The 22,192-nt window shown below is 70.4% G+C and carries 18 protein-coding genes and 1 riboswitch; of the genes, 5 read left to right on the top strand and 13 right to left on the bottom strand.

The features are described 5' to 3' along the window. Positions 1 to 42: 42 nt before the first annotated feature. The 6 genes from ACZ4V6_RS16420 to ctaE form a co-directional block, all read right to left on the bottom strand. A complete protein-coding gene (locus tag ACZ4V6_RS16420) occupies positions 43 to 1,419 on the bottom strand; it encodes an aminotransferase class V-fold PLP-dependent enzyme (RefSeq protein WP_467827484.1) in 1,377 nt (458 codons plus the stop codon). A 165-nt stretch (positions 1,420 to 1,584) separates the two neighbouring features. Then, positions 1,585 to 1,701: riboswitch (SAM riboswitch) on the bottom strand. Positions 1,702 to 1,785: 84 nt separating this feature from the next. Further along, on the bottom strand, positions 1,786 to 2,850 hold the full coding sequence (trpD, locus tag ACZ4V6_RS16415; protein ID WP_467827482.1) for an anthranilate phosphoribosyltransferase: 1,065 nt from the start codon (positions 2,848 to 2,850) through the stop codon (positions 1,786 to 1,788). A 131-nt stretch (positions 2,851 to 2,981) separates the two neighbouring features. Continuing rightward, the gene (gene qcrB / locus ACZ4V6_RS16410; protein WP_467827480.1) at positions 2,982 to 4,619 is read right to left on the bottom strand and encodes a cytochrome bc1 complex cytochrome b subunit; all 1,638 of its coding nucleotides are present in this window, start codon (positions 4,617 to 4,619) and stop codon (positions 2,982 to 2,984) included. Then, positions 4,616 to 5,674: a cytochrome bc1 complex Rieske iron-sulfur subunit gene (gene qcrA / locus ACZ4V6_RS16405; RefSeq protein WP_467827478.1), complete on the bottom strand. Its 1,059-nt coding sequence runs from the start codon at positions 5,672 to 5,674 to the stop codon at positions 4,616 to 4,618. Before qcrA ends, qcrB begins: the two co-directional genes overlap by 4 nt. After that, a complete protein-coding gene (gene qcrC, locus ACZ4V6_RS16400; RefSeq protein ID WP_467827475.1) occupies positions 5,671 to 6,480 on the bottom strand; it encodes a cytochrome bc1 complex diheme cytochrome c subunit in 810 nt (269 codons plus the stop codon). The genes qcrA and qcrC overlap by 4 nt, the downstream gene beginning before the upstream one ends. 65 nt (positions 6,481 to 6,545) lie before the next feature. Next, complete coding sequence (ctaE, locus tag ACZ4V6_RS16395) at positions 6,546 to 7,166, bottom strand: aa3-type cytochrome oxidase subunit III (RefSeq protein WP_029393865.1); 621 nt, start codon at positions 7,164 to 7,166, stop codon at positions 6,546 to 6,548. Between the two features lie 188 nt (positions 7,167 to 7,354). Here ctaE and ACZ4V6_RS16390 point away from each other — a divergent pair, with 188 nt between their 5' ends. After that, entirely contained in the window at positions 7,355 to 7,756 is a 402-nt protein-coding gene (locus ACZ4V6_RS16390) for a response regulator (protein WP_467827473.1), read from the top strand. Between the two features lie 46 nt (positions 7,757 to 7,802). Here the strand turns inward: ACZ4V6_RS16390 and ACZ4V6_RS16385 are convergent, their stop codons facing one another. The 4 genes from ACZ4V6_RS16385 to ctaC all read right to left on the bottom strand — a co-directional run bounded on the left by ACZ4V6_RS16385 (position 7,803) and on the right by ctaC (position 12,293). Continuing rightward, the gene (locus ACZ4V6_RS16385; RefSeq protein WP_467827471.1) at positions 7,803 to 9,077 is read right to left on the bottom strand and encodes a L,D-transpeptidase; all 1,275 of its coding nucleotides are present in this window, start codon (positions 9,075 to 9,077) and stop codon (positions 7,803 to 7,805) included. A 131-nt stretch (positions 9,078 to 9,208) separates the two neighbouring features. After that, positions 9,209 to 9,607, bottom strand: a complete 399-nt coding sequence (locus tag ACZ4V6_RS16380) for a cytochrome c oxidase subunit 4 (RefSeq protein WP_359243718.1) — start codon at positions 9,605 to 9,607, stop codon at positions 9,209 to 9,211. Continuing rightward, complete coding sequence (ctaD, locus tag ACZ4V6_RS16375) at positions 9,604 to 11,337, bottom strand: aa3-type cytochrome oxidase subunit I (RefSeq protein WP_467827468.1); 1,734 nt, start codon at positions 11,335 to 11,337, stop codon at positions 9,604 to 9,606. Before ctaD ends, ACZ4V6_RS16380 begins: the two co-directional genes overlap by 4 nt. Beyond that, positions 11,334 to 12,293, bottom strand: coding sequence for an aa3-type cytochrome oxidase subunit II (gene ctaC, locus ACZ4V6_RS16370; protein WP_467827466.1), 960 nt, complete (start codon positions 12,291 to 12,293; stop codon positions 11,334 to 11,336). Before ctaC ends, ctaD begins: the two co-directional genes overlap by 4 nt. A 314-nt stretch (positions 12,294 to 12,607) precedes the next feature. On the opposite strand from ctaC, the gene ACZ4V6_RS16365 reads away from it, so the two are divergent. Further along, complete coding sequence (locus ACZ4V6_RS16365; RefSeq protein WP_467827463.1) at positions 12,608 to 13,990, top strand: aminotransferase class V-fold PLP-dependent enzyme; 1,383 nt, start codon at positions 12,608 to 12,610, stop codon at positions 13,988 to 13,990. Positions 13,991 to 14,018: 28 nt separating this feature from the next. Here ACZ4V6_RS16365 and ACZ4V6_RS16360 read toward each other — a convergent pair whose 3' ends face one another. Further along, positions 14,019 to 14,993, bottom strand: a complete 975-nt coding sequence (locus tag ACZ4V6_RS16360) for a carbohydrate kinase family protein (protein ID WP_467827461.1) — start codon at positions 14,991 to 14,993, stop codon at positions 14,019 to 14,021. A 133-nt stretch (positions 14,994 to 15,126) separates the two neighbouring features. Between ACZ4V6_RS16360 and ACZ4V6_RS16355 the strand changes: the two genes are divergently transcribed. Together ACZ4V6_RS16355 and ACZ4V6_RS16350 are read left to right on the top strand one after the other, a co-directional pair. Further along, positions 15,127 to 15,336 carry a hypothetical protein gene (locus tag ACZ4V6_RS16355; protein ID WP_467827460.1) on the top strand — a complete coding sequence of 70 codons (210 nt, stop codon included), beginning with the start codon at positions 15,127 to 15,129 and terminating at the stop codon, positions 15,334 to 15,336. Between the two features lie 117 nt (positions 15,337 to 15,453). Continuing rightward, positions 15,454 to 16,986: a hypothetical protein gene (locus ACZ4V6_RS16350; protein ID WP_467827457.1), complete on the top strand. Its 1,533-nt coding sequence runs from the start codon at positions 15,454 to 15,456 to the stop codon at positions 16,984 to 16,986. A gap of 130 nt (positions 16,987 to 17,116) precedes the next feature. Here ACZ4V6_RS16350 and ACZ4V6_RS16345 read toward each other — a convergent pair whose 3' ends face one another. Beyond that, positions 17,117 to 17,473: an iron-sulfur cluster assembly accessory protein gene (locus ACZ4V6_RS16345; RefSeq protein ID WP_030405042.1), complete on the bottom strand. Its 357-nt coding sequence runs from the start codon at positions 17,471 to 17,473 to the stop codon at positions 17,117 to 17,119. Positions 17,474 to 17,725: 252 nt separating this feature from the next. Between ACZ4V6_RS16345 and nadA the strand changes: the two genes are divergently transcribed. After that, a complete protein-coding gene (gene nadA / locus ACZ4V6_RS16340; protein WP_467827454.1) occupies positions 17,726 to 18,910 on the top strand; it encodes a quinolinate synthase NadA in 1,185 nt (394 codons plus the stop codon). Positions 18,911 to 19,005: 95 nt separating this feature from the next. On the opposite strand, the gene ACZ4V6_RS16335 is transcribed toward nadA, so the two are convergent. Further along, a complete protein-coding gene (locus tag ACZ4V6_RS16335; RefSeq protein WP_467827452.1) occupies positions 19,006 to 22,125 on the bottom strand; it encodes an efflux RND transporter permease subunit in 3,120 nt (1,039 codons plus the stop codon). Positions 22,126 to 22,192 lie beyond the last annotated feature (67 nt).

The raw sequence follows: 22,192 nt of genomic DNA, 5'->3' as shown, positions 1-22,192 counted from the left end.
CCGTGTGCCGGCGCCCTCCGGGGAGGGCGCCGGCACACGGGCTCAGGCGGCGGCGCCGGACGTGTCCGGTACGCAGCGTCCGTCCTCGGTGCGGTAGCTCCACCGGGCGCCGTCGCTCACCAGTTCCCTGACGGCGTTCACGAACCGCTCGACGTGCTCGTCCGGGGTGCCCGCGCCGAAGCTGACCCGGATGGCGTTGAGGGACTTCTCCCCCGGCGCCGCCTCGGGGGCGCCGCACTCGCCCTGCGTCTGCGGGTCGCTGCCGAGCAGGGTGCGCACCAGCGGGTGGGCGCAGAACAGGCCGTCGCGCACGCCGATGCCGTACTCGGCGGAGAGGGCGGCGGCGAAGTGGGAGCTGTTCCAGCCCTCGACGACGAAGGAGAGGACGCCGACGCGGGGGGCGTCGTCGCCGAAGAGGGAGAGGATCCGCACCTGCGGCACCTCGGCGAGCCCTTCGCGGACCGTGCGGATCAGGTGCTCCTCGCGGGCTACCAGCGTGTCGAACCCGGCCTCGGTGAGCGCCTTGCAGGCGGAGGCGATGGCGTAGGCGCCGATGACGTTGGGCGACCCGGCCTCGTGGCGGGCGGCGCTGTCGTGCCACTGCACGTCCACGCCGCCGTCCGCGCGCCGGCTGACGCTGCGGCTGGCCCCGCCGCCCGCGAGGTACGGCTCCGCCTCGCGCAGCCAGTCGGCGCGGCCCGCGAGGACGCCGGAGCCGAAGGGGGCGTACAGCTTGTGCCCGGAGAAGGCGACCCAGTCGACGTCGAGGTCACGGACGTCGACCGGGTGGTGCGGGGCGAGCTGGGCGGCGTCCAGCACGATCCGGGCCCCGTGGGCGTGCGCGGCGGCGGCCAGTTCGCGCACCGGCCACAGCTCGCCGGTGACGTTGGAGGCGCCGGTGACGCAGACCAGGGCGGGCCCGTACGGCTCGCGGGCGGCGAGCGCGCGCTCCAGGGTCCCGACGGCCTCGGCGGGGCTGCCCGGGGCGTCGAGGTAGGTCACCTCCGCGTCCCGCCAGGGCAGCAGCGAGGCGTGGTGCTCGGTCTCGAAGACGAAGACCCGGCAGCCGGCCGGGAGGGCGGCGGCGAGCAGGTTCAGGGAGTCGGTGGTGGACCGGGTGAACACCACCTGGTCGGCGTCCCGGCAGCCGAGGAACCCGGCGACGGTCTTCCGGGCGTTCTCGAACAGGTCGGTCGACAGCTGCGAGAGGTACCCGGCGCCGCGGTGCACGCTGCCGTAGTACGGGGCGTAGGCGGCGACGTCGTCCCAGACCCGCTGGAGCGCGGGGGCGCTGGCGGCGTAGTCGAGAGCGGCGTAGGTGACCTCGCCGCCGGTGACGAGCGGAACGGTGACGTCCCGGCCCAGGACGGGCAGCGGGGCACGGACGGACTGGTCGGCGGAGACGGCGGGGACGGACATGGGGTACTCCCGTGAAGGCAGGGGGCATCGCCACGCGAGCGCGCACGGCTCGAACGCGGGACGGAAAGGAAAAGGGGATGCGGAGGCGGGGCTCTGCGGCCCTATCGCATTCGCTGATTCACGGGAGACTCCCTCGGACGACCCAGGACCCCTGGTTCCGCGAGGGGTCCGCGCTTGCCGTGGACCTTGCTGTCCACGGCCTGGTCTTCACCCGGGGCACCCCGCCACGGACGGAGGGTTGCCGGACAGTCGGCCGGGGCCTCATGACTGTCACTCATGACCTGGGAAGGAACGTACGTGAAGTGATCGCCGCCCCGCAACCCGAGTCCGGATCGCGGGACGGACGTCACCGTCCGGGGCGGCGCCCTACGCGTTGCTGGCGGCCACCCAGCGCTCCAGGGTCCGCCTGGCCGCGCCGGAGTCGATGGATTCGGCGGCCTGTTCCATGCCGGCCCGGATCCGCTCGGTCAGCGGGCCGTCGCCGGGCTTCAGGGCCACCAGGGCCGCCGCGGAGTTCAGCAGCACCGCGTCCCGGACGGGGCCGGGCTCACCGGCCAGCAGACGGCGGGCGACGTCGGCGTTGTACGAGGCGTCGGCGCCGCGCAGCGCCTCGACCGGCACCAGTTCGAGGCCGACGTCCCGCGGGTCGAAGGCCTCCTCGGTCACCGTGCCGTCCCGGACGACCCAGACCCGCGAGGTGGAGGTGGTGGTCAGCTCGTCGAGGCCGTCGTCGCCGCGGAAGACCAGGGAGGAGTTGCCGCGCTCGGCGAACACCCCGGCGATGATCGGGGCCATCCGGGGGTCGGCGACCCCGACCGCCTGGGCCTTCACCTTCGCCGGATTGGTCAGCGGTCCGAGGAAGTTGAACACGGTCCGCACGCCCAGCTGGCCGCGCGCGGTCGCCACGTGGCGCAGCGCGGGGTGGAACTTGACCGCGAAGCAGAAGGTGATCCCGGCCTCCTCGGCGACCTCGGCCACCCGCTTCGGCGTCAGTTCCAGATTGACCCCGAGCTTCTCCAGCACGTCGGACGCGCCGGAGGCGGAGGAGGCGGCGCGGCTGCCGTGCTTGACGACCTTCGCGCCGGTGCCGGCGATGACGACGGCCGACATGGTGGAGATGTTGACGGTCCTGGCCCCGTCGCCACCGGTGCCGACGATGTCGACGGTCTCGCCGGGCACCTCGATGACGTGCGCGTGCCCGTACATCGAGCGCACGCAGCCGGAGATCTCGTCGACGGTCTCGCCCTTGGCCCGCAGCGCCGTCGCGAAGCCCGCGATCTGCACGTCGGTCGCCTCGCCGCGCATGATCAGGTCCATCGCCCAGGCGGTGTCGTCGGCGGACAGGTCGCGGCCGTCCAGCAGTCCGTTCAGCAGGGCGGGCCAGGAGCGGCCCGCCGCGTTGTCGCCTCCAGCGGGGGTCACAGCGCTCATGAGCCGCTCCTGATCGTGTGCGTCGTGGAAAGGGGGTGCGGTCCCCACCCTATCCAGCCTCCGGGCACGGCGAAGGGCCCCGTCCGCAGACCGGACGGGGCCCTTCGACCGTGGTGTGGCGACCTCGGAGGTCAGTGGTGGCCGTGGCCGCTCGTGATCTCCTTGTACTCCTCGACAGTCGGCTTCGGGATCTGCGACCCCTCGCCGTAGTACGCCTTGCTGAGCTTGACGCGCAGCTTCTCCGAGCCCGTGGCCTTGCGCTCGACACCGTTCTCGTCGACCGCCGGCCCGATCTCGGCCGGCTTGTACTGCTCGTGCGACGTGAGGGTGTGCAGCGCCCCCTGGCTGAGCGGCTCGTGGACCTCGATGAACTCACCGTGCGGCAGGCGCTTGATGATGCCGGACTCGCGTCCGTGCAGCACCTTGTCCTTGTCGCGGCGCTGGAGGCCGAGGCAGATCCGCTTGGTGACCACGAAGGCGATGACCGGGCCGACGAAGAAGCCGATCCGGACGAACCAGGTGACCGCGTTGATCGACAGGTGGAAGTGCGTGGCGACGATGTCGTTGCCACCGCCGATCAGCATGATGATGTACGCCGTGACCCAGGCGACGCCGAGGGCCGTACGGGTCGGGGCGTTGCGCGGCCGGTCCAGGATGTGGTGCTCGCGCTTGTCGCCGGTCACCCACGACTCGATGAAGGGGTAGACGGCGATGACCGCGAGGAAGATCCCGAAGATCACCAGCGGGATGAACACGCCCAGGACGAGCGTGTGACCCCAGAAGTTGATCTCCCAGCCGGGCATGGCGCGGACGAGACCCTCGGCGAAGCCCATGTACCAGTCGGGCTGGGCACCGGTCGACACCTGGTCGGGCCGGTACGGGCCGATGCTCCAGATCGGGTTGACCGACACGAGGCCGGCCACGGCCGCGATCACACCGAAGACCAGGAAGAAGAAGCCTCCGGCCTTCGCCATGTACACCGGCAGCAGCGGCATGCCGACGACGTTGTTGTTGGTCTTGCCGGGACCCGCGAACTGCGTGTGCTTGTGGTAGAAGACCAGGATCAGGTGGCCCACCATCAGGCCGAGCATGATGCCCGGCAGCAGCAGGATGTGGATCGAGTAGAACCGGGCCACGAAGTCGTGGCCGGGGAACTCCCCGCCGAACAGGAACATCGAGAGGTACGTGCCGACGATCGGCACGGACAGGATCGCGCCCTGCGTGAAGCGGACACCGGTGCCGGAGAGCAGGTCGTCCGGGAGCGAGTAGCCGGTGAAACCGGTGAACATGCCGAGGACGAACAGCAGGAAGCCGAACAGCCAGTTGATCTCGCGCGGCTTGCGGAACGCGCCGGTGAAGAAGACGCGCATCATGTGCACGAACATGCCGGCGAGGAAGATGATCGCCGCCCAGTGGTGGATCTGCCGGATGAGCAGACCGCCCCGGATGTCGAAGCTGATGTTCATCGTCGAGGCGTACGCCTCGCTCATCAGCTGACCCTGCAGCGGCACGTACGAACCGTGGTACGTGACCTCGTTCATCGACGGGTGGAAGAACAGCGTCAGGTACACACCCGTGAGGATGATGATGATGAAGCTGTACAGGCACACTTCCCCGAGCATGAACGACCAGTGGTCGGGGAAGATCTTGCGCATGTTGGCCTTGGCCAGGGCGTAGATCCCGAGCCGGCCGTCGGCCCAGTCGGCGACGCGTTCGCCGGCCGGTGCCTTCCCGCGTGAGCGGGAATCGTTGGTCGCTGTCGTGCTCATCCGCGCTCCCAGAATGCAGGACCGACGGGCTCTTCGAAGTCGCTGAGCGCCTCGAGATAGCCCTCGTCGTTCACACCGATGCGCAGCTGCGGCAGGGCGTGACCGGCGGGACCGAAGATCACCCGGGCACCGTCGGAGAGGTCGAAGGTGGACTGGTGGCAGGGGCACAGCACGTGGTGCGTCTGCTGTTCGTACAGGGAGATCGGGCAGCCCACGTGGGTGCAGATCTTCGAGTACGCCACGATGCCCTCGTGCGACCACTCGAGCTCGCGCTTGTCCTTGATGTTCTCCGGCTGGATCCGGACGATCATCAGGGCGGCCTTGGCGATCTCGTTCTGGAATTCCTCGTCGTGCTCCTCCAGGCCCTCGGGCTTGGCGAAGGTGAGCGAGCCGACCGCGACGTCGGAGGGACGCATCGGCTCGTTGGTGTTCATGTTGACGAGCAGCTTGCCCTTGGACCACAGGGTGTGGCGGAGCTTGGTGCCGGGCAGCGGGCCGAGGTCACGCAGCAGGACGACACCGGAGAGCGGCACCAGCGTGAGCGCGCCCAGCATCGTGTTGCGGATCAGCTTGCGCCGGCCGATCGCGGACTCCTTGGCACCCTGCTTGAAGTCCGCGTGGACCTTGGCGCGGATCTCGGGGGGCGCCTCGATCGGGTGACGCTCGTCGGCGACCTCCTCGTCGGACATCAGGGTGCGCGCCCAGTGGACGGCGCCCGCGCCGATCGTGAACAGCGCCACGCCCAGCGTCAGGCCGAGCGCGAAGTTCATCGCGTTCACGTGCCCGAGCGGGAAGAGGTAGATCGACTTGTCGTGCGGGATGGTCACGAACGAGGCGATGAAGCCGATGGTGGCCAGCATCGACAAGGTGAACAGGAACGCGACCGCGCGCTCGGACCGCTTGGCGGCCCGCTCGTCGATGTCCTGGATCCGGTGCTCGTGGGGCGGCAGCCCCGGGTCGGCGAACGGGTGGTCCTCGTCCGCGACCTTCACCGCACCGTGCGTGGTGCCCTGCTCAGCCGGCAGGTTCTCTTCTGGAATGTCTTGGCTACTCATGACTTCTTGGCCTTTGCGGTCCGGGCGGCGACCCACACGGCGACGGCGATGCAGGCACCGAGGCCGAAGATCCAGCCGAAGAGGCCCTCGCTGACCGGCCCGAGGCCGCCCAGCGACAGACCGCCGGGGCTGACGGTCTCGTCACCGTTGACCGCGTTCAGGTAGGCGATGATGTCCTTCTTGTTCTGCTCCGACAGCGTCGTGTCGGGGAAGGAGGGCATGTTCTGCGGGCCGGTCTGCATGGCCTCGTAGATGTGCTTCGGGTTGACATCCTCGAGGCTGGGCGCGTACTTGCCGTGGGTCAGCGCGCCACCCTTGCCGGTGAAGTTGTGGCACTGGGCGCAGTTGGTGCGGAACAGCTCACCGCCCTTGGCGGTGTCCGCGCCCTCCGGGCCGTACTTCTCGTCCGACGGGATGGCCGGACCGGCGCCCAGCGAGGCGACGTAGGCCGCCAGCTGGTCGATCTCGGCCTGGGAGTAGATCACCTTCTTGCGCGGGATCTGCGCGCCCGGCTGCTGGGCCGGCATGCGGCCGGTGCCCACCTGGAAGTCGACGGCGGCGGCGCCGACGCCGACCAGGCTCGGGCCGTCGGTGGTGCCCTGACCCCCGGTGCCGTGGCAGCTGGCGCAGCCGACGGCGTAGAGCTTCTTGCCCTCGTCGATGGCGAGGGACTGGGCGGATTCATCGGCCTGCGCCTTGCTCGCGGGCGCGAACGCGGCGTACAGCCCCCCGGTGCATGCCAGCGCGAGGAGTAGGACGACGAGCGCCGCCAGCGGATGGCGTCGTCGTGCGGAGAGCTTTTTCACGGATTACCCCGGTGTCAGGATCTTCTGCGTCGATGCTTCTGGTATTGCGCGGGTGCGTGCCGCGACTACTTGATCATGTAGATCGTGGCGAAGAGGCCGATCCAGACGACATCGACGAAGTGCCAGTAGTAGGACACGACGATGGCGGCGGTCGCCTGCTCGTGGGTGAACCTCCGGGCCGCGTAGGTGCGGCCGAGGACCAGCAGGAAGGCGATGAGGCCGCCCGTCACGTGCAGTCCGTGGAAGCCGGTGGTCAGGTAGAACACCGAACCGTACGGGTCCGACGAGAGCGAGAGGCCCTCGTGCTTGACCAGCTCGGTGTACTCGAACACCTGACCGCCGATGAAGATCGCACCCATCACGAAGGTGACGATGAACCACATCCGGAGCTTCTTCACGTCACCGCGTTCGGCCGCGAACACGCCGAGCTGACAGGTGAGGGAGGAGAGCACCAGGATCGTGGTGTTCGTCGCGGAGAACGGGAAGTTCAGCGCGTCGGCCTTCTCGGACCAGAAGTCCGGGCCGGTCACCGATCGCAGGGTGAAGTACATCGCGAAGAGGGCCGCGAAGAACATCAGCTCGGAACTCAACCAGATGATGGTTCCGACGCTGGTGAGGTTCGGCCGGTTGACCGACGGGTGCGCGTGCCCGGTTTCTACTGTCGTTGCTGTCGCCACGACCGACATTATGTCGGTCGCTTATCCCGCCCTCACCCCGGGGGGTGCCGTTCGGTGTGTTCACCCCCTCCGTAGTGCCCGTATGGCCCATCGAACGGGCCGTCGAAGCCGGGGTCGAACCGGTGTTGACGGGCTGTCCGAGGGAGTAGCATCCGCCGCAACGGGCACGACAGTCTCCACCGCGTATCGGAGGAAGCATGCAGGCGACCGCCACGGTGCTGGTCTACAGCGACGACTCCAACACCCGCGAACAGGTGCGGCTCGCGACGGGCCGGCGGCCGGCTCCGGACGTGCCCGTGGTCGAGTTCGTGGAGTGCGCGACGCCGGCCGCCGTCGTCAGGGAGTTGGACAAGGGCGGGATCGACGTCTGCGTCCTGGACGGCGAGGCCGTGCCCATGGGCGGCATGGGCCTGTGCCGGCAGATCAAGGACGAGGTCTTCCAGTGCCCACCGGTGCTGCTGCTCATCGCCCGGCCGCAGGACGCCTGGCTGGCCACCTGGAGCCGTGCGGAGGCCGCTGTGACGTCACCGGTGGAGCCGGTGGAGTTCGCGGGCGCGCTCGCTTCCCTGCTGCGGCAGAAGAGACTGCAGGGCGTCTAGGGACGCCCGGGGGCGGGACGCGGCCCCGCCCCCTCGCGCGGGCGCATCACACGACCGTCGGCCTCAGCCGTGCCGCCTCCTGCGAGCCCGTGACGTCGGTGCCACCCGTCAGGGCGCTGCCCTGGCGCCACTTGGCCCAGTCCAGGTTCCAGTCACCGAAGCCGTTGTCGAAGGGCTCCATGGTCTTGCCGCCGGAGTTGATCACCTGGACGACGTCGCCCTCCTGGACCTGGCCGAAGAACCACTTCGCGTTCTCGGTGCTCATCCCGACGCAGCCGTGGCTGACGTTGGCGGAGCCCTGGGAGCCGACGGACCAGGGCGCGGCGTGCACGTACTCGCCGCTCCAGGTGACCCGCGTGGCCCAGTGCACCGGCAGGTCGTACGAATCCGACGAGCCCTCGGCGATGCCGACGGTGCTGCTGCGCATGCGTACGAAGGGCTCCTTGCCCAGCACGACCTTGACGCCGTTGCGGGTCTCGAAGCCGGGCTTGCCCGTGGTGACGGGCAGCCGCCGGACCTCCCGGCCGTCCCGGTAGACCGTCAGGGTGTGCGTGGCGGCGTCGGTGACGGCGACGACGTGGTCGTCCGTGGTGATCTTCAGGGACGTGGCCCTGCCGCCCCACAACCGGTCGCCGATCTTGATGCCCTCGAGGTTGCTGCGGACCTGGACGGTGGCGTGGGCGGGCCAGTACTCCCGGGGCCGGTAGTGGAGCTTCTTGTCGTCCACCCAGTACCAGGCGCCCTGCACCGCGGGCGTCGACTGCACCTGCAGGGCGCTCTCCACCACGGCCCGCTGGGCCTTGTCCGCGATCGGGCGGCTCAGTTCCGCCGTGATGGGCTGGCCGACGCCGTACGAGCCCGCCTCGGGGCCGAAGGAGACCTCCAGGGTCTTCCTGGCGCCGGGCTTGTCCGTCTCGAAGGTGAGGACCTTGCGGCCGGGTGCGCCGTCGCCGTCCTCGGTGCTCACGCGCACCGTGTAGCGGGCGCTCGCGGCCAGCGGTGAGGTGCTGTGCCAGCGGGTCCCGTCGGCGGAGAGTTCGCCCGCCACGTAGCGACCCGAGGCGTCCACCGCCGTCACGTCCGTGATGCGCCCGTCGGCGCCCTCTGAGACGATCTCCAGGGGCTTGTCCGGGTCGGCCTTCTTCCCGGCGTCCGTGGGACCGTTGAAGGAGATCTGGCCGGCCGCGTCGTAGGGCGTGGCCGACAGCGGGTTGTCGTCATCGCCCAGGCAGGCCGTGACACTCGCGCCGAGAGCGATCACCAGCAGGGTGCAGCCGACGACCGTACGCCCCCGCGCCTGGAAGTGAACCGTATTGCTCATGGCCTCACGCTAGGGAGTGACGTCAAGGGTGGCACGGCGGGTAATCCGGACGGGTGACACGGGCGCGCGGCACGCGCAGGGGCCCGGACACTCCTGACGGAGTGTCCGGGCCCCTGCGTGCTCAACGCGTGTCACTGGGTGCGGTTCTCACCGCGGTAGTACTCGAAGACCCAGCCCCACAGGCCGACCAGGATGACCGGCAGCGAGAAGTACATGACCCACCAGCCGACGGCCACGCCCAGGAAGGCGAGGGCTCCGCCGATGCCGAGGGCCAGCGGCTGCCAGCTGTGCGGGCTGAAGAACCCGACCTCGCCGGCGTCGTCGGCGACGTCCGCTTCCTTGTTGTCCTGTGCCCCGGCGTCCACCCGCTTGGCCGTGAAGGCCAGGTAGAAGCCGATCATGAGGCACAGGGCGAAGGCCAGGAAGAGGGCCGTGGCACCGGCCGGCTCCTTCGCCCACACGCCGTACGTGACCGCCACGGCGAGGATGAAGAGGCTCAGCCAGAGGAAAATCTTGCCCTGGATCTTCACTTGCCGGCCTCCTTGCCGCCAGCGAGGGTCTTTTCACCGTGACCGACGTTCTCGAGCTGGTCGAGCGCGGAGATCTCCGGGTGGTGCAGGTCGAACGCCGGGGCCTCGCTGCGGATGCGCGGCAGGGTGAGGAAGTTGTGCCGCGGCGGCGGGCAGGAGGTCGCCCACTCCAGCGAGCGGCCGTAGCCCCACGGGTCGTCCACGCCGACCGGCTTGCCGTACTTGGCCGTCTTCCAGATGTTGTAGAAGAACGGCAGGATCGACATGCCGAGCAGGAACGAGGCGATCGTCGAGACCGTGTTCAGGAAGGTGAAGCCGTCGGCCGCCAGGTAGTCGGCGTAGCGACGCGGCATGCCCTCGGCGCCCAGCCAGTGCTGGACCAGGAAGGTGCCGTGGAAGCCGGCGAACAGCGTCCAGAAGGTGATCTTGCCCAGGCGCTCGTCGAGCAGCTTGCCGGTGAACTTCGGCCACCAGAAGTGGAAGCCGGCGAACATCGCGAACACCACGGTGCCGAAGACGACGTAGTGGAAGTGCGCCACCACGAAGTACGAGTCGGAGACGTGGAAGTCCATCGGCGGCGAGGCCAGGATGACACCGGTCAGACCACCGAAGGTGAAGGTGATCAGGAAGCCCATCGTCCACAGCATCGGCGTCTCGAAGGACAGGGAGCCCTTCCACATGGTGCCGATCCAGTTGAAGATCTTCACGCCGGTCGGGACCGCGATCAGGAACGTCATGAAGGAGAAGAAGGGCAGCAGCACACCACCGGTCACGTACATGTGGTGGGCCCACACCGTCACCGACAGACCCGCGATCGCGATGGTCGCCGCGATCAGGTTCATGTAACCGAACATCGGACGGCGGCTGAAGACCGGGATGATCTCACTGACGATGCCGAAGAACGGCAGCGCGATGATGTACACCTCTGGGTGTCCGAAGAACCAGAACAGGTGCTGCCACAGCAGCGCTCCGCCGTTGGCCGGGTCGAAGACGTGCGCACCGAACTTGCGGTCCGCCTCCAGGGCGAACAGGGCCGCGGCCAGCACCGGGAAGGCCAGCAGGACCAGCACACCGGTCAGCAGGACGTTCCAGGTGAAGATCGGCATGCGGAACATGGTCATGCCGGGGGCACGCATGCAGATGATCGTGGTGATGAAGTTGACCGAGCCGAGGATGGTGCCGAAGCCGGAGAAGGCCAGACCCATGATCCACAGGTCACCGCCGATGCCCGGCGAGTGCACCGCGTCGGACAGCGGCGAGTAGGCGAACCAGCCGAAGTCGGCCGCGCCCTGCGGGGTGAGGAAGCCGCCCACCGCCATCAGCGAGCCGAACAGGTAGAGCCAGTAGGCGAACATGTTCAGCCGGGGGAAGGCCACGTCCGGCGCGCCGATCTGCAGCGGCATGATCCAGTTCGCGAAGCCGGAGAACAGCGGCGTCGCGAACATCAGCAGCATGATCGTGCCGTGCATCGTGAACGCCTGGTTGAACTGCTCGTTCGACATGATCTGCAGACCCGGGCGGGCCAGCTCGGCGCGCATGACGAGCGCCATCACACCGCCGATGCAGAAGAACGCGAACGACGTGACCAGGTACAGCGTACCGATCGTCTTGTGGTCCGTGGTGGTCAGCCACTTGACGACCACTTCACCACGCCTCTGGCGCCGGACCGGCAGCTCGTCCTCATAGTGGGACCCTGCCGCGGCACCCTGGGGTTCGTTGAGGATGCTCACAGGATGTTCGACTCCCGGTTCTTCTCGTGACCCGCCTGCTCGATGCCGGCGGGAACGTAACCGGTCTGCCCCTTCTTCACGAGGTCCTTGAGGTGCTGCTCATAGCGCTCGGGGGAGACGACCTTCACGTTGAACAGCATCCGGGAGTGGTCCACGCCGCACAGCTCGGCGCACTTGCCCAGGAAGGTGCCCTCCTTGTTGGGGGTCACCTCGAAGGCGTTGGTGTGGCCCGGGATGACGTCCTGCTTCATCAGGAACGGCACCACCCAGAACGAGTGGATGACGTCGCGCGAGGTCAGCACGAAGCGGACCGTCTTGCCCTTGGGAAGCCAGAGGGTCGGGCCCGGGTTGTTGGTCTGCGGGTTCCGGGTGCCGGGGACACCGCAGTCGTAGACGCCGCCGGCGTTCGCCGGGAAGTCCTCCGTGTACCGGTCCGGGATGGCGGCCAGTTCCTTGGAGGTCTTGGCGTTCCCGGTGGAACCGGGGACGTCCTCGACGTAGTTGAAGCACCAGCTCCACTGGAAGCCGACGACGTTCACTGTGACGTCGGGCTTCTTCTTGAGGCTCAGGAGCTCGGACTCGTCACGGGCGGTGAAGTAGAAGAGCACCGAGACGATGATGAGCGGAACCATGGTGTACAGCGCCTCGATGGGCATGTTGTACCTGGTCTGCGGAGGAACTTCGACCTTGGTGCGGCTGCGCCGGTAGAAGAATGCACACCACAGGATCAGGCCCCACACCAGCACGCCGACGGCGAGCGCGGCAGCCCAGGACCCCTGCCACAGGGAGAGGATCCGCGGAGCCTCTTCCGTGGTCGGGGTGGGCATGCCAAGGCGGGGGAAGTCCTTGTATGTGCAACCGGTGGCGGTCGCCAGGACCAGGCCCGCGGTCAGTGCCTGCAGCAGCTTCCGCCGCATCGGGCGCCGCGGCGAGCGGTCGGAGCCGTTGGGACTCACGTAGCGCCTTCCCGAGAGTCTCGCCCGCGCTGTTCGGCTGCGGCCTTCTCGCTGGTCGGTCGCCGCCCTGCGTCGGGCAGGGGTTTGATGTTTATGCGGACCAAACCCTAGCCGACGCCCTCCGGGGGGTCGCGGGGAGGGTGGCATACGCGCCGCCGGTCACTCCGAAGGGTGGGGCGGGGTGCCTACGGAGGGCGGCTCCGGGGCTGTTCGGCGACTGACGGTCCGTCGCCGAACAGCCCCGGAGCCGCACGCCGGACGCGGCCCCGCGCCCCTTCGGGGCGCTCCCGCACCGGACGTTCTAGCGTTGTCCTGTGGCCTACTTCGATGCTGCTTCCGCTGCTCCTCTCCATCCCGTCGCCCGGCAGGCCCTGTCGGCCTCGCTCGACGAGGGGTGGGCCGATCCCGCGCGGCTGTACCGGGAAGGGCGCCGGGCGCGCCTGCTGCTCGACGCGGCCCGGGAGGCCGCGGCCGAGGCGGTGGGGTGCCGGCCGGACGAGCTGGTGTTCACTCCTTCGGGGACGCGGGCGGTGCATTCAGGGGTGGCCGGAGCGCTGGCGGGGCGGCGGCGCGTCGGACACCACCTGATCGTGTCGGCGGTCGAACACTCCTCCGTACTGCACGCGGCCGAGGCGCACGAGAGGAACGGCGGGACCGTCACCCGGGTCCCCGTGGACCGGACGGGGGCGGTGGACCCGGCGGCGTACGCGGCGGCCCTGGACTCCGGCACCGCGCTGGCCTGTCTCCAGTCGGCCAACCACGAGGTGGGCACCGAGCAGCCGGTGGCCCGGGTGGCGGAGGCCTGCCGGGCGGCGGGGGTGCCGCTGCTGGTGGACGCGGCCCAGTCGCTGGGCTGGGGACGGGTGGCCGGCGACTGGTCGCTGCTGGCGGCGAGCGCCCATAAGTGGGGCGGACCCTCGGGAGTGGGGCTGCTCGTGGTGCGCAAGGGTGTCCGGTTCGCGCCCCAAGGACCCGGGGACGAACGGGAGTCGGGCCGGGCGCCCGGGTTCGAGAACCTCCCGGCGATCGTGGCCGCGGCGGCGTCCCTGCGGGCGGTGCGGGCCGAGGCGGCCGAGGAGGCGGCCCGGCTGCGGGAGCTGACGGAGCGGATCCGGGCGCGGGTGCCGGCACTGGTGCCGGACGTGGAGGTGGTCGGCGATCCGGTGCGCCGGCTGCCCGGTGTCGTCACCTTCTCGTGTCTCTACGTCGACGGCGAGACCCTGCTGCACGAGCTGGACCGCGCGGGTTTCTCGGTCTCGTCCGGCTCGTCCTGCACGAGCAGCACCCTGACGCCGAGCCACGTCCTGAAGGCGATGGGCGTGCTCAGCGAGGGCAACGTCCGGGTGTCGCTGCCGCCGGGGACGTCCGCCGAGGACGTCGAGCGGTTCCTGGAGGTGCTGCCGGGCACGGTGGCCGCGGTGCGCGAGAAGCTGGGGGCGCCGACGGGGACGGAGCCCGTGCGGGAGGCGGGGGCCGGCCTCGTCGTGGACGCGATCGGCCGGCGCTGCCCCGTTCCGGTGATCGAACTGGCCAAGGTCATCGGCGACGTCCCCGTCGGCGGCACGGTCCTCGTCCTCTCCGACGACGAGGCGGCCCGCCTGGACATCCCGGCGTGGTGCGAGATGCGGGGGCAGGAGTACGTGGGCGAGGAGCGGGCGGAGAGGGGAACGGGTCACCTGGTCCGCCGGACCAGGTGACCCGCCCGGGGCGGAGGCCGTCCGGGGATCAGCCCAGGTGCGCCTGGACCTCGGCGGCCGCCTCGTCCCCGTACGCCTTGGTGAACCGTTCCATGAAGTGCCCCCGCCGCAGCTGGTACTCCTGCGTGCCGACCGTCTCGATGACGAGGGTCGCCAGCATGCAGCCGACCTGCGCCGCCCGTTCCAGGGTCACTCCCCAGGCCAGTCCCGACAGGAAGCCCGCCCGGAAGGCGTCGCCGACGCCCGTCGGGTCGGCCTTGCGCTCCTCGTCCGGGACGCCGACCTCGACGGTCTCCTCGCCGGCCCGCTCGATCCGCACGCCCCGCGCGCCGAGGGTGGTGACCCGGTGGCCGACGCGGGCGAGGATCTCCTCGTCCGTCCAGCCGGTCTTGGTCTCGATGAGTCCCTTCTCGTACTCGTTGGAGAAGAGGTAGGTCGCCCCGTCCAGCAGTATCCGGATCTCGTCGCCGTTCATCCGGGCGATCTGCTGGGAGAAGTCGGCGGCGAAGGGGATGTTCCGCGCGCGGCACTCCTCGGTGTGGCGGAGCATCGCCTCCGGGTCGTCGGCGCCGATGGAGACCAGGTCGAGGCCGCCCACGCGGTCGGCGACGGTCTTCAGCTCGATCAGGCGGGCCTCGCTCATCGCGCCCGTGTAGAAGGAGCCGATCTGGTTGTGGTCGGCGTCGGTCGTGCAGACGAAGCGGGCGGTGTGCAGGGTCTCGGAGATGCGCACCGAGTCGGTGTCGACGCCGTGCCGCTCCAGCCAGGCCCGGTACTCGTCGAAGTCCGAGCCGGCCGCGCCGACCAGGATCGGCCGGGTGCCGAGCTGGCCCATGCCGAAGGCGATGTTCGCCGCGACGCCGCCCCGGCGCACGTCGAGCTGGTCGACCAGGAAGGAGAGCGAGACCGTGTGCAGCTGGTCCGCGACGAGCTGGTCGGAGAAGCGGCCGGGGAAGGTCATGAGGTGGTCGGTGGCGATGGAGCCGGTGACTGCGATGCGCACGGCGTGGACTCTCTCCTGAGGGGAGGCGGGGTTGACAGTTCACGCTACCCGGCGGCACCCCGACTCCGAAGCGGGCAAAACTACCCGATAGTAGAACTTCCTACGCCGTCCGGAACGTGCCTACGGTTCCGTTATGACGAACCCGAGGACCGTCGCACCCGCCCCGGCCGACCTGGAGGGCGATCTGGCGTCGCTGCGCGGCGACTGCGCCCGGATGGTTCCGCGCTGGTCGCCGCCCGCACGGGACCCGGCCCGTCCCGTCCCCCTGTCGCTGATCCACGGCGTACGGGTGCCGGGGACGTCGGCCCGGTTGCTGGAGGCGATGTCGGACTACGGCGACTAGGACCCACCCGTCCGGTGCTCCCGCGGCCGTTCGGGTGACCCGTGCCGCCGACGGGAACCGGATCCTCCCCCACCGCGTCCCATCGCTGTCCCCAGCAACAGCCGAAGGAGCGATGCGGTGAACACCGAGCGACCCGACAACGACGACGCCCCCGCCGCCGGCGAGGCGGGCACCGGGCGTTCCGCGCGGCGACGTCCCCGGGCGGCCGTCGTCGCCTCCGTCACCGCCGTGCTGCTCATGGGGGCCGGCGGGGCGTACCTGGCCGCGTCCGCCTCCGGCGGCTCGGACGGCGGTACGTCGTCGGGGGCGCCGGGCGGCGGCACTCCCCCGCCGCTCGCCCTCGACGACCACGGGACACCGTCCCCGGGCGGCCCGGACGGCGGCGGCACGAACGGCATCGCGCCCGGCGAGCCCGACCCGTACGGGGTCGTCTACCGCGCCGACGGCCCGCTCCCCGGAGGACCCGGCTCGGCGCCCGTGTACCGGGCGGAGGGCGAGGTCGGCGAGGCGGAGGTGGCCCGCCTGGCGAAGGCCCTCGGCATCGACGGGGCACCGCGGCTCCAGGGCGGGGCCTGGAAGGCCGGCAACGCCGGGGACGGCGCGGGCCCGCTGCTCACGGTGGGCCGGCAGGCGCCGGGGACCTGGACGTTCCAGCGCTACACGCCCGGCACCGACAACTGCCGGAAGGGCGCCGTGTGCGAGGCCCCGTCCGCCGACGGGGCACCGGTGGACGAGGCGACCGCGAAGAAGGCGGCGGCGCCGGTGCTGAAGGCGCTGGGCCAGGACGACGCCGAGCTGGACGCGAGCCAGGTCATGGGGGCCCGGCGGGCCGTGAACGCCGAACCCGAGGTCGGCGGGCTGCCGACCTACGGCTGGACGACCGGCGTGGTCGTCGGCGCGCGGGGCGAGGTGGTCGGCGGCAGCGGACAGCTGAAGGAGCCGGTCAAGGGGGACACGTACCCGGTCCTGGACGCGAAGGAGACGCTGGCGCTGCTGAACTCGCCGGGCGGCGGCCCCCGGGCCGGCATCGGCGGCTGCACGGGTCCGGTACCGCTGGAGGAGGGCACGGAGCAGGGGCCCTGCGAGCCCTCGACGGCGACGGGCGCGCCCGGGAAGCCGGACGGGCCGCGGTCGTCGGACCGGCAGACGCTCACGGTCCGCGAAGCGGTGTTCGGACTGGCCGCGCACCCGGTGCGGGGGCGGCAGGCGCTGGTGCCGTCCTGGCTGTTCGAGGTGCGCGCGCCGGGCGCCGAGGACACCTTCACGGTGACGTATCCGGCGGTCGACCCGAAGTACCTGGCCCCCACCGCCCCGTCCCCGTCCGGCGCGTCGGCCTCGGCCCCGGCGTCGCCCCGCGACGTGCGGGTGAGCGGCTGGACGGCCGAGGGCACCGAGCTGACCGTGCACTTCACCGGCGGGGTGTGCTCCGACTACGACGCGACGGCGAGGGAGGACGCGGGGCGGGTGACGGTCGCGGTGACCGAGACCCCGCATCCGGACCGGGTCTGCATCCTGATCGCCGAGGAGTACGAGCGGACGGTGACGCTCGGCAAGCCGCTCGGCGACCGTGAGGTCGTGGGGACGGACGGCAAGGAGATCCCGGCGTTCAGGCCGGGCGCGCGGCTCCCGGCGCCGTCCGGCGGCCGCTGACGCCCACCGGCGCGGACGGCGGAAGGACGGAGAAGACGGAGGGGCGGGGAAGACGGAGAAGAACGGCGGAAAAGGGCGGCGGCCCGGGGAGGAACCCCGGGCCGCCGCCCTTCGCACGATGATCCGCGGCTCAGCTGAAGGAGTCGCCGCAGGCGCAGGAGCCCGTCGCGTTCGGGTTGTCGATCGTGAAGCCCTGCTTCTCGATCGTGTCCACGAAGTCGATGGTGGCGCCGCCCAGGTACGGGGCGCTCATGCGGTCGGTGGTGACCTTGACCCCGCCGAAGTCCTTCACGACGTCGCCGTCGAGCGAACGCTCGTCGAAGAAGAGCTGGTAGCGCAGGCCGGAGCAGCCGCCGGGCTGGACGGCGACGCGCAGCGCCAGGTCGTCACGGCCTTCCTGGTCGAGCAGGGCCTTGACCTTGGCCGCGGCGGCGTCGGTCAGGATGATGCCGTCGGTGACGGTGGTGGTCTCGTCCGATACGGACATCTACATCTCTCCCGGGTTGTACGGAGACTGCTTGCCGACGGTTCCAACCGGCGGGGCCGCGGATTCATTCCGGGACGGATCCCCGGGTGTGTTCCTCGGCCTTCTCCTCATGCTCGCACATGCCCGTCGGCGCGGACAGCGGCCCGGGGACCGGGATTCACGTCACATCGACACGATGGGCATCGTCAAAGTGACGTGAAGCGGTTATGATATATAGCGTCAGTTCGACGAAAAGTAGAAAGGGTGCGTGTCGTGACCACCGCCCAACCCCAGGAGCTCGACGTGCAGCCGACGCCCCTCGCCCTGCTGCTGCTCGGCCGCGAGGCCGACCCGAGGAGCGAGCGCGGCGTGGAGTGCCCCGGCGACCTGCCCTCGCCCTCCGACCCGGACCTGGTCGCGCGCGCCCGTGCGGCCAAGGAGAAGCTCGGCGACAAGGTCTTCGTCCTCGGGCACCACTACCAGCGCGACGAGGTCATCCAGTTCGCGGACGTCACGGGCGACTCCTTCAAGCTGGCCCGGGACGCGGCCGCGCGCCCCGAGGCCGAGTACATCGTCTTCTGCGGCGTGCACTTCATGGCGGAGTCGGCGGACATCCTGACCTCCGACGACCAGAAGGTGGTCCTGCCCGACCTCGCGGCCGGCTGCTCCATGGCGGACATGGCCACCGCCGAGCAGGTCGCCGAGTGCTGGGACGTGCTGACCGAGGCCGGGATCGCCGAGCAGGTCGTGCCCGTCTCGTACATGAACTCCTCCGCGGACATCAAGGCGTTCACCGGCAAGCACGGCGGCACCATCTGCACGTCCTCCAACGCCGAGCGGGCCCTGGACTGGGCCTTCGAGCAGGGCGAGAAGGTGCTGTTCCTGCCCGACCAGCACCTGGGCCGCAACACGGCGGTGCGCGACATGGGCATGTCCCTGGAGGACTGCGTCGTCTACAACCCGCACCGGCCGAACGGCGGGCTGACCGCCGAGGAGCTGCGCGCCGCGAAGATGATCCTGTGGCGCGGGCACTGCTCGGTGCACGGCCGCTTCAGCCTCGACTCGGTGAACGACGTGCGCGAGCGCATCCCGGGCGTGAACGTCCTGGTCCACCCCGAGTGCCGGCACGAGGTCGTGGCCGCGGCGGACTACGTCGGCTCGACCGAGTACATCATCAAGACCCTGGAGGCGGCCCCGGCCGGCTCCAAGTGGGCGATCGGCACCGAGCTGAACCTGGTCCGGCGGCTGGCGAACCGTTTCGCTCCCGAGGGCAAGGAGATCGTCTTCCTCGACAAGACGGTCTGCTTCTGCTCGACGATGAACCGCATCGACCTGCCGCACCTGGTGTGGGCGCTGGAGTCCCTCGCCGAGGGCACCCTGGTCAACCGGATCGAGGTCGACAAGGAGACCGAGGCGTTCGCGAAGCTGGCGCTGGAGCGGATGCTGGCGCTGCCGTAAAGGGCGTCTCCCACCCGCCCGCGCCGCCTCCCACGGCTGGGGCCCTGCCCGACCACCTTCGGTGTCGGGCAGGGCCCCAGCCGTTTCCGGACGCCTCAGACCTTCGCCGGCTCCGGCTCGTCCGAGGCCGCCGCCTCCGGCGGCACGCCGCCGCCCTTCTTCGCCGCCCGCTTCTTCGCGCGCCGTTCCTTGCGCAGCTCCAGCATCGCGTAGAGCGTCGGGACCAGCAGCAGGGTCAGCAGCGTCGAGGTGATCAGACCGCCGATCACGACCACCGCCAGCGGCTGGGCGATGAAGCCGCCCTCACCGGTGACGCCCAGCGCCATCGGCAGCAGGGCGAAGATCGTCGCCAGGGCCGTCATCAGGATGGGCCGCAGACGGTGCCGGCCACCCTCGATCACCGCTTCGACGACGCCGTGCCCCTGCCTGCGGTACTGGTTGATCAGGTCGATCAGCACGATCGCGTTGGTGACCACGATGCCGATCAGCATCAGCATGCCGATCATCGCCGGGACGCCCATCGGGGTGCCCGTGGCGATCAGCAGGCCGATCGCGCCGGTCGCCGCGAACGGGATCGACACCAGCAGGATCAGCGGCTGGGCCAGCGACCGGAAGGTGCCGACCAGCAGCATGAACACGATCGCGATCGCCGCGAGCATGGCCAGGCCCAGGTTCTTGAACGCGTCGTCCTGGTCGGCGGTGACGCCGCCGATCTCGGCCGTGGCGCCGGCCGGCAGGTCGAGACCGTCGATCTTCGACTGGAGCGCCGTGCCCACCGCGCCGGTGTTGTCGCCGGTCGGCTTGGCGGTGATGGTCGCCGCCCGCTGACCGTCGATCCGGGTCATCGACACCGGGCCGTCCACCAGCCGCACGGTCGCGATGTCGCCCAGCTCGACCGCGCCGAGGTCCAGGGCCCTCAGCTGGGCCATCGTCGCGGCCGGCTGGGCCGACCTGACGACGACGTCGCGCTCGGTGTCGCCGAGGACCGCCTTGGCGACCGGGGTGCCGCGCACCGCCTGGGCGACGGCCGCGCCGAGCGTCTGGTCGGTGAACCCGGCCTCGGCGGCCTTCGCGTTCGCCTTGACCGAGATGCGCGGCACGCTCTGCGCCAGGTCGCTGGTGACGTCGGTGACGTCGTCGAGCCCGGCGACCGCCTTGCGGACCTCCTCCGCGGCCTCGCGCAGCACCTGCGCGTCGGCCGCCTTCACGACGACGCTCAGGTCCTGGCTGCCGAAACCGTCGCCGGCGGCGACCGTGGTGGTGCCGATGCCGTCGAGCTTCGCGAGCCCCTCCTCGATGCGGTCCCGGACGTCCTCGGCGTCCGCCGAGTCCTCCAGCATCAGCTGGTACGAGGCCTGGTTGGTGTCCGTGCCGCCGCCGAAGGCCGCCATGAAGCCGGACGAGCCGACGGTGACCTGGAAGTCCTTGACGCCCTCGGTCCCGCCGAGCAGCTTCTCGACCTTCCGGGCCTGGGCGTCGGTCGCGCCGAGGCTGGTGCCCGGCTTCAGCTCCTGCTTGATGCTGAGGACCTTCTGCTCGCCCTGGTCGAAGAAGTTCGTCTTCAGCAGGGGCGCCATGCCGAACGTGCCGATCAGCACGACGACCGCGATGGCCACGCTGGTCAGGCGGCGGCGGGTGGCGAAGCGCAGGACCGGGACGTAGAAACGCTGGAGGCGGCTCTTCGCCTCCTTCTCCTCGGCCAGGCGGCGGGCCTCCTCGGGGTCCTCGGGGGTGTCCTTCGGCGGGCGCAGGAACCAGTACGACAGCACCGGCACGACCGTCAGCGACACCAGCAGGGACGCCAGCAGCGCGGCGGTGACGGTCAGGCTGAAGGAGCCGAACAGCTCGCCGACCATGCCGCCGACCAGACCGATCGGCAGGAACACGGCGACGGTGGTGAGGGTGGAGGAGGTGACCGCTCCGGCGACCTCGCGGACGGCCCGGAGGATGGCCTCCTGGCGCTCCTCGCCGTAGCCGAGGTGCCGCTTGATGTTCTCCAGGACCACGATCGAGTCGTCGACGACGCGGCCGATGGCGATGGTGAGCGCGCCCAGCGTGAGCATGTTCAGCGACAGGTCGCGCGTCCACAGCACGATCAGCGCCAGCACCACCGACAGCGGGATGGAGACCGCGGTGACCAGGGTGGAGCGGATCGACGCCAGGAACACCAGGATGACGAGGACGGCGAAGAGCAGACCGAGCCCGCCCTCCGTGGTGAGGCCCGAGATGGCCTTGGAGACCGCCGGGCCCTGGTCGCTGACGACGGTCAGGGTCGCGCCGGAGCCGAGCTGCTCGCGCAGTTCGGGCAGCTTGTCCTCGACCGCGTCGGAGATGGCGACCGCGCTGCCGTCGTGGTCCATGGTGACGGCGACGGCGAGGCTCGGCCTGCCGTTGGTGCGGGTGAGGGAGTCGGCCCTGGCCTCCTCCTCCTCGACGGTGGCCACGTCACCGAGGCGCACCGGCTTCTTCACGCCCTCACCGGTGACCATCAGGTCCTGGATCTGCTCCAGCGAGGTGAAGCCGCCGCCGACCTGGACGGTGCGGTTGGCGCCGCCCTCGTCGAACGAGCCGGCCGGGACGGTCGCGCCGCCCGCCTGGAGGGACTGGGTGAGCGCCATCGGGCTCACGCCGGCCTCGGCGAGCCTCGCCCGGTCGGGGGTGACGGTGACCTGGAGGTCCCGCACGCCGTCGACCACGACCTGGGCGACCCCGTCGATGTCCTTCAGCTCCGTCACGACCGTCTTGTCGAGCTGGTCGGCCAGGGCCTGCTGGTCCTTGTCCGAGGTGACGGCGAGGACGACGGTGGGGATGTCGTCCGTCGAGCCGGAGATGACCTGCGGGTCCACGCCGTCCGGGAGCTGGGCGCGGGCCCGGTTGACGGCCTGCTGCACGTCGGCGACGAGCTGCTGCGTGCCGTTGCCGTAGTCGAAGGACGCCATGATCACGGCGTTGCCCTCGCTGGCCGTGGAGGTGATGCCCGAGACGCCGTCGACCGCTTCGAGGCTGTCCTCGATCGGTTCGACGACCTGCTTCTCGACCACGTCGGGCGAAGCGCCCTGGTACGGCGCCAGCACGGACACCATGGGCAGTTCGATGGTGGGCAGCAGCTGCTGCTTGAGCTGGGGGACGGCGATCGCGCCGAAGACGAGCGCGACGATCGACATCAGGCCTATCAGGGCCCGTTGCGCGAGGCTGAATCTCGACAGCCAGGACATGGATCAGGGTCTCTCTTCTGTGGCCGAGCGGAGGAAGGGCACACCTGAGCGCCCACCTCACACCCTG

The sequence above is a fragment of the Streptomyces sp. NPDC029152 genome (assembly GCF_055564355.1).
This window is presented reverse-complemented; position numbering and strand designations above follow the sequence as displayed.

Coding starts and splice junctions, on each gene's coding strand:
- ACZ4V6_RS16385 (WP_467827471.1), bottom strand. CDS start 9,077: ATGAGCAATACGGTTCACTTCCAGGCGCGGGGGCGTACGGTCGTCGGC.
- ctaE (WP_029393865.1), bottom strand. CDS start 7,166: ATGTCGGTCGTGGCGACAGCAACGACAGTAGAAACCGGGCACGCGCAC.
- ACZ4V6_RS16335 (WP_467827452.1), bottom strand. CDS start 22,125: ATGTCCTGGCTGTCGAGATTCAGCCTCGCGCAACGGGCCCTGATAGGC.
- qcrA (WP_467827478.1), bottom strand. CDS start 5,674: ATGAGTAGCCAAGACATTCCAGAAGAGAACCTGCCGGCTGAGCAGGGC.
- ACZ4V6_RS16355 (WP_467827460.1), top strand. CDS start 15,127: ATGACGAACCCGAGGACCGTCGCACCCGCCCCGGCCGACCTGGAGGGC.
- qcrB (WP_467827480.1), bottom strand. CDS start 4,619: ATGAGCACGACAGCGACCAACGATTCCCGCTCACGCGGGAAGGCACCG.
- trpD (WP_467827482.1), bottom strand. CDS start 2,850: ATGAGCGCTGTGACCCCCGCTGGAGGCGACAACGCGGCGGGCCGCTCC.
- ACZ4V6_RS16345 (WP_030405042.1), bottom strand. CDS start 17,473: ATGTCCGTATCGGACGAGACCACCACCGTCACCGACGGCATCATCCTG.
- ACZ4V6_RS16390 (WP_467827473.1), top strand. CDS start 7,355: ATGCAGGCGACCGCCACGGTGCTGGTCTACAGCGACGACTCCAACACC.
- ACZ4V6_RS16420 (WP_467827484.1), bottom strand. CDS start 1,419: ATGTCCGTCCCCGCCGTCTCCGCCGACCAGTCCGTCCGTGCCCCGCTG.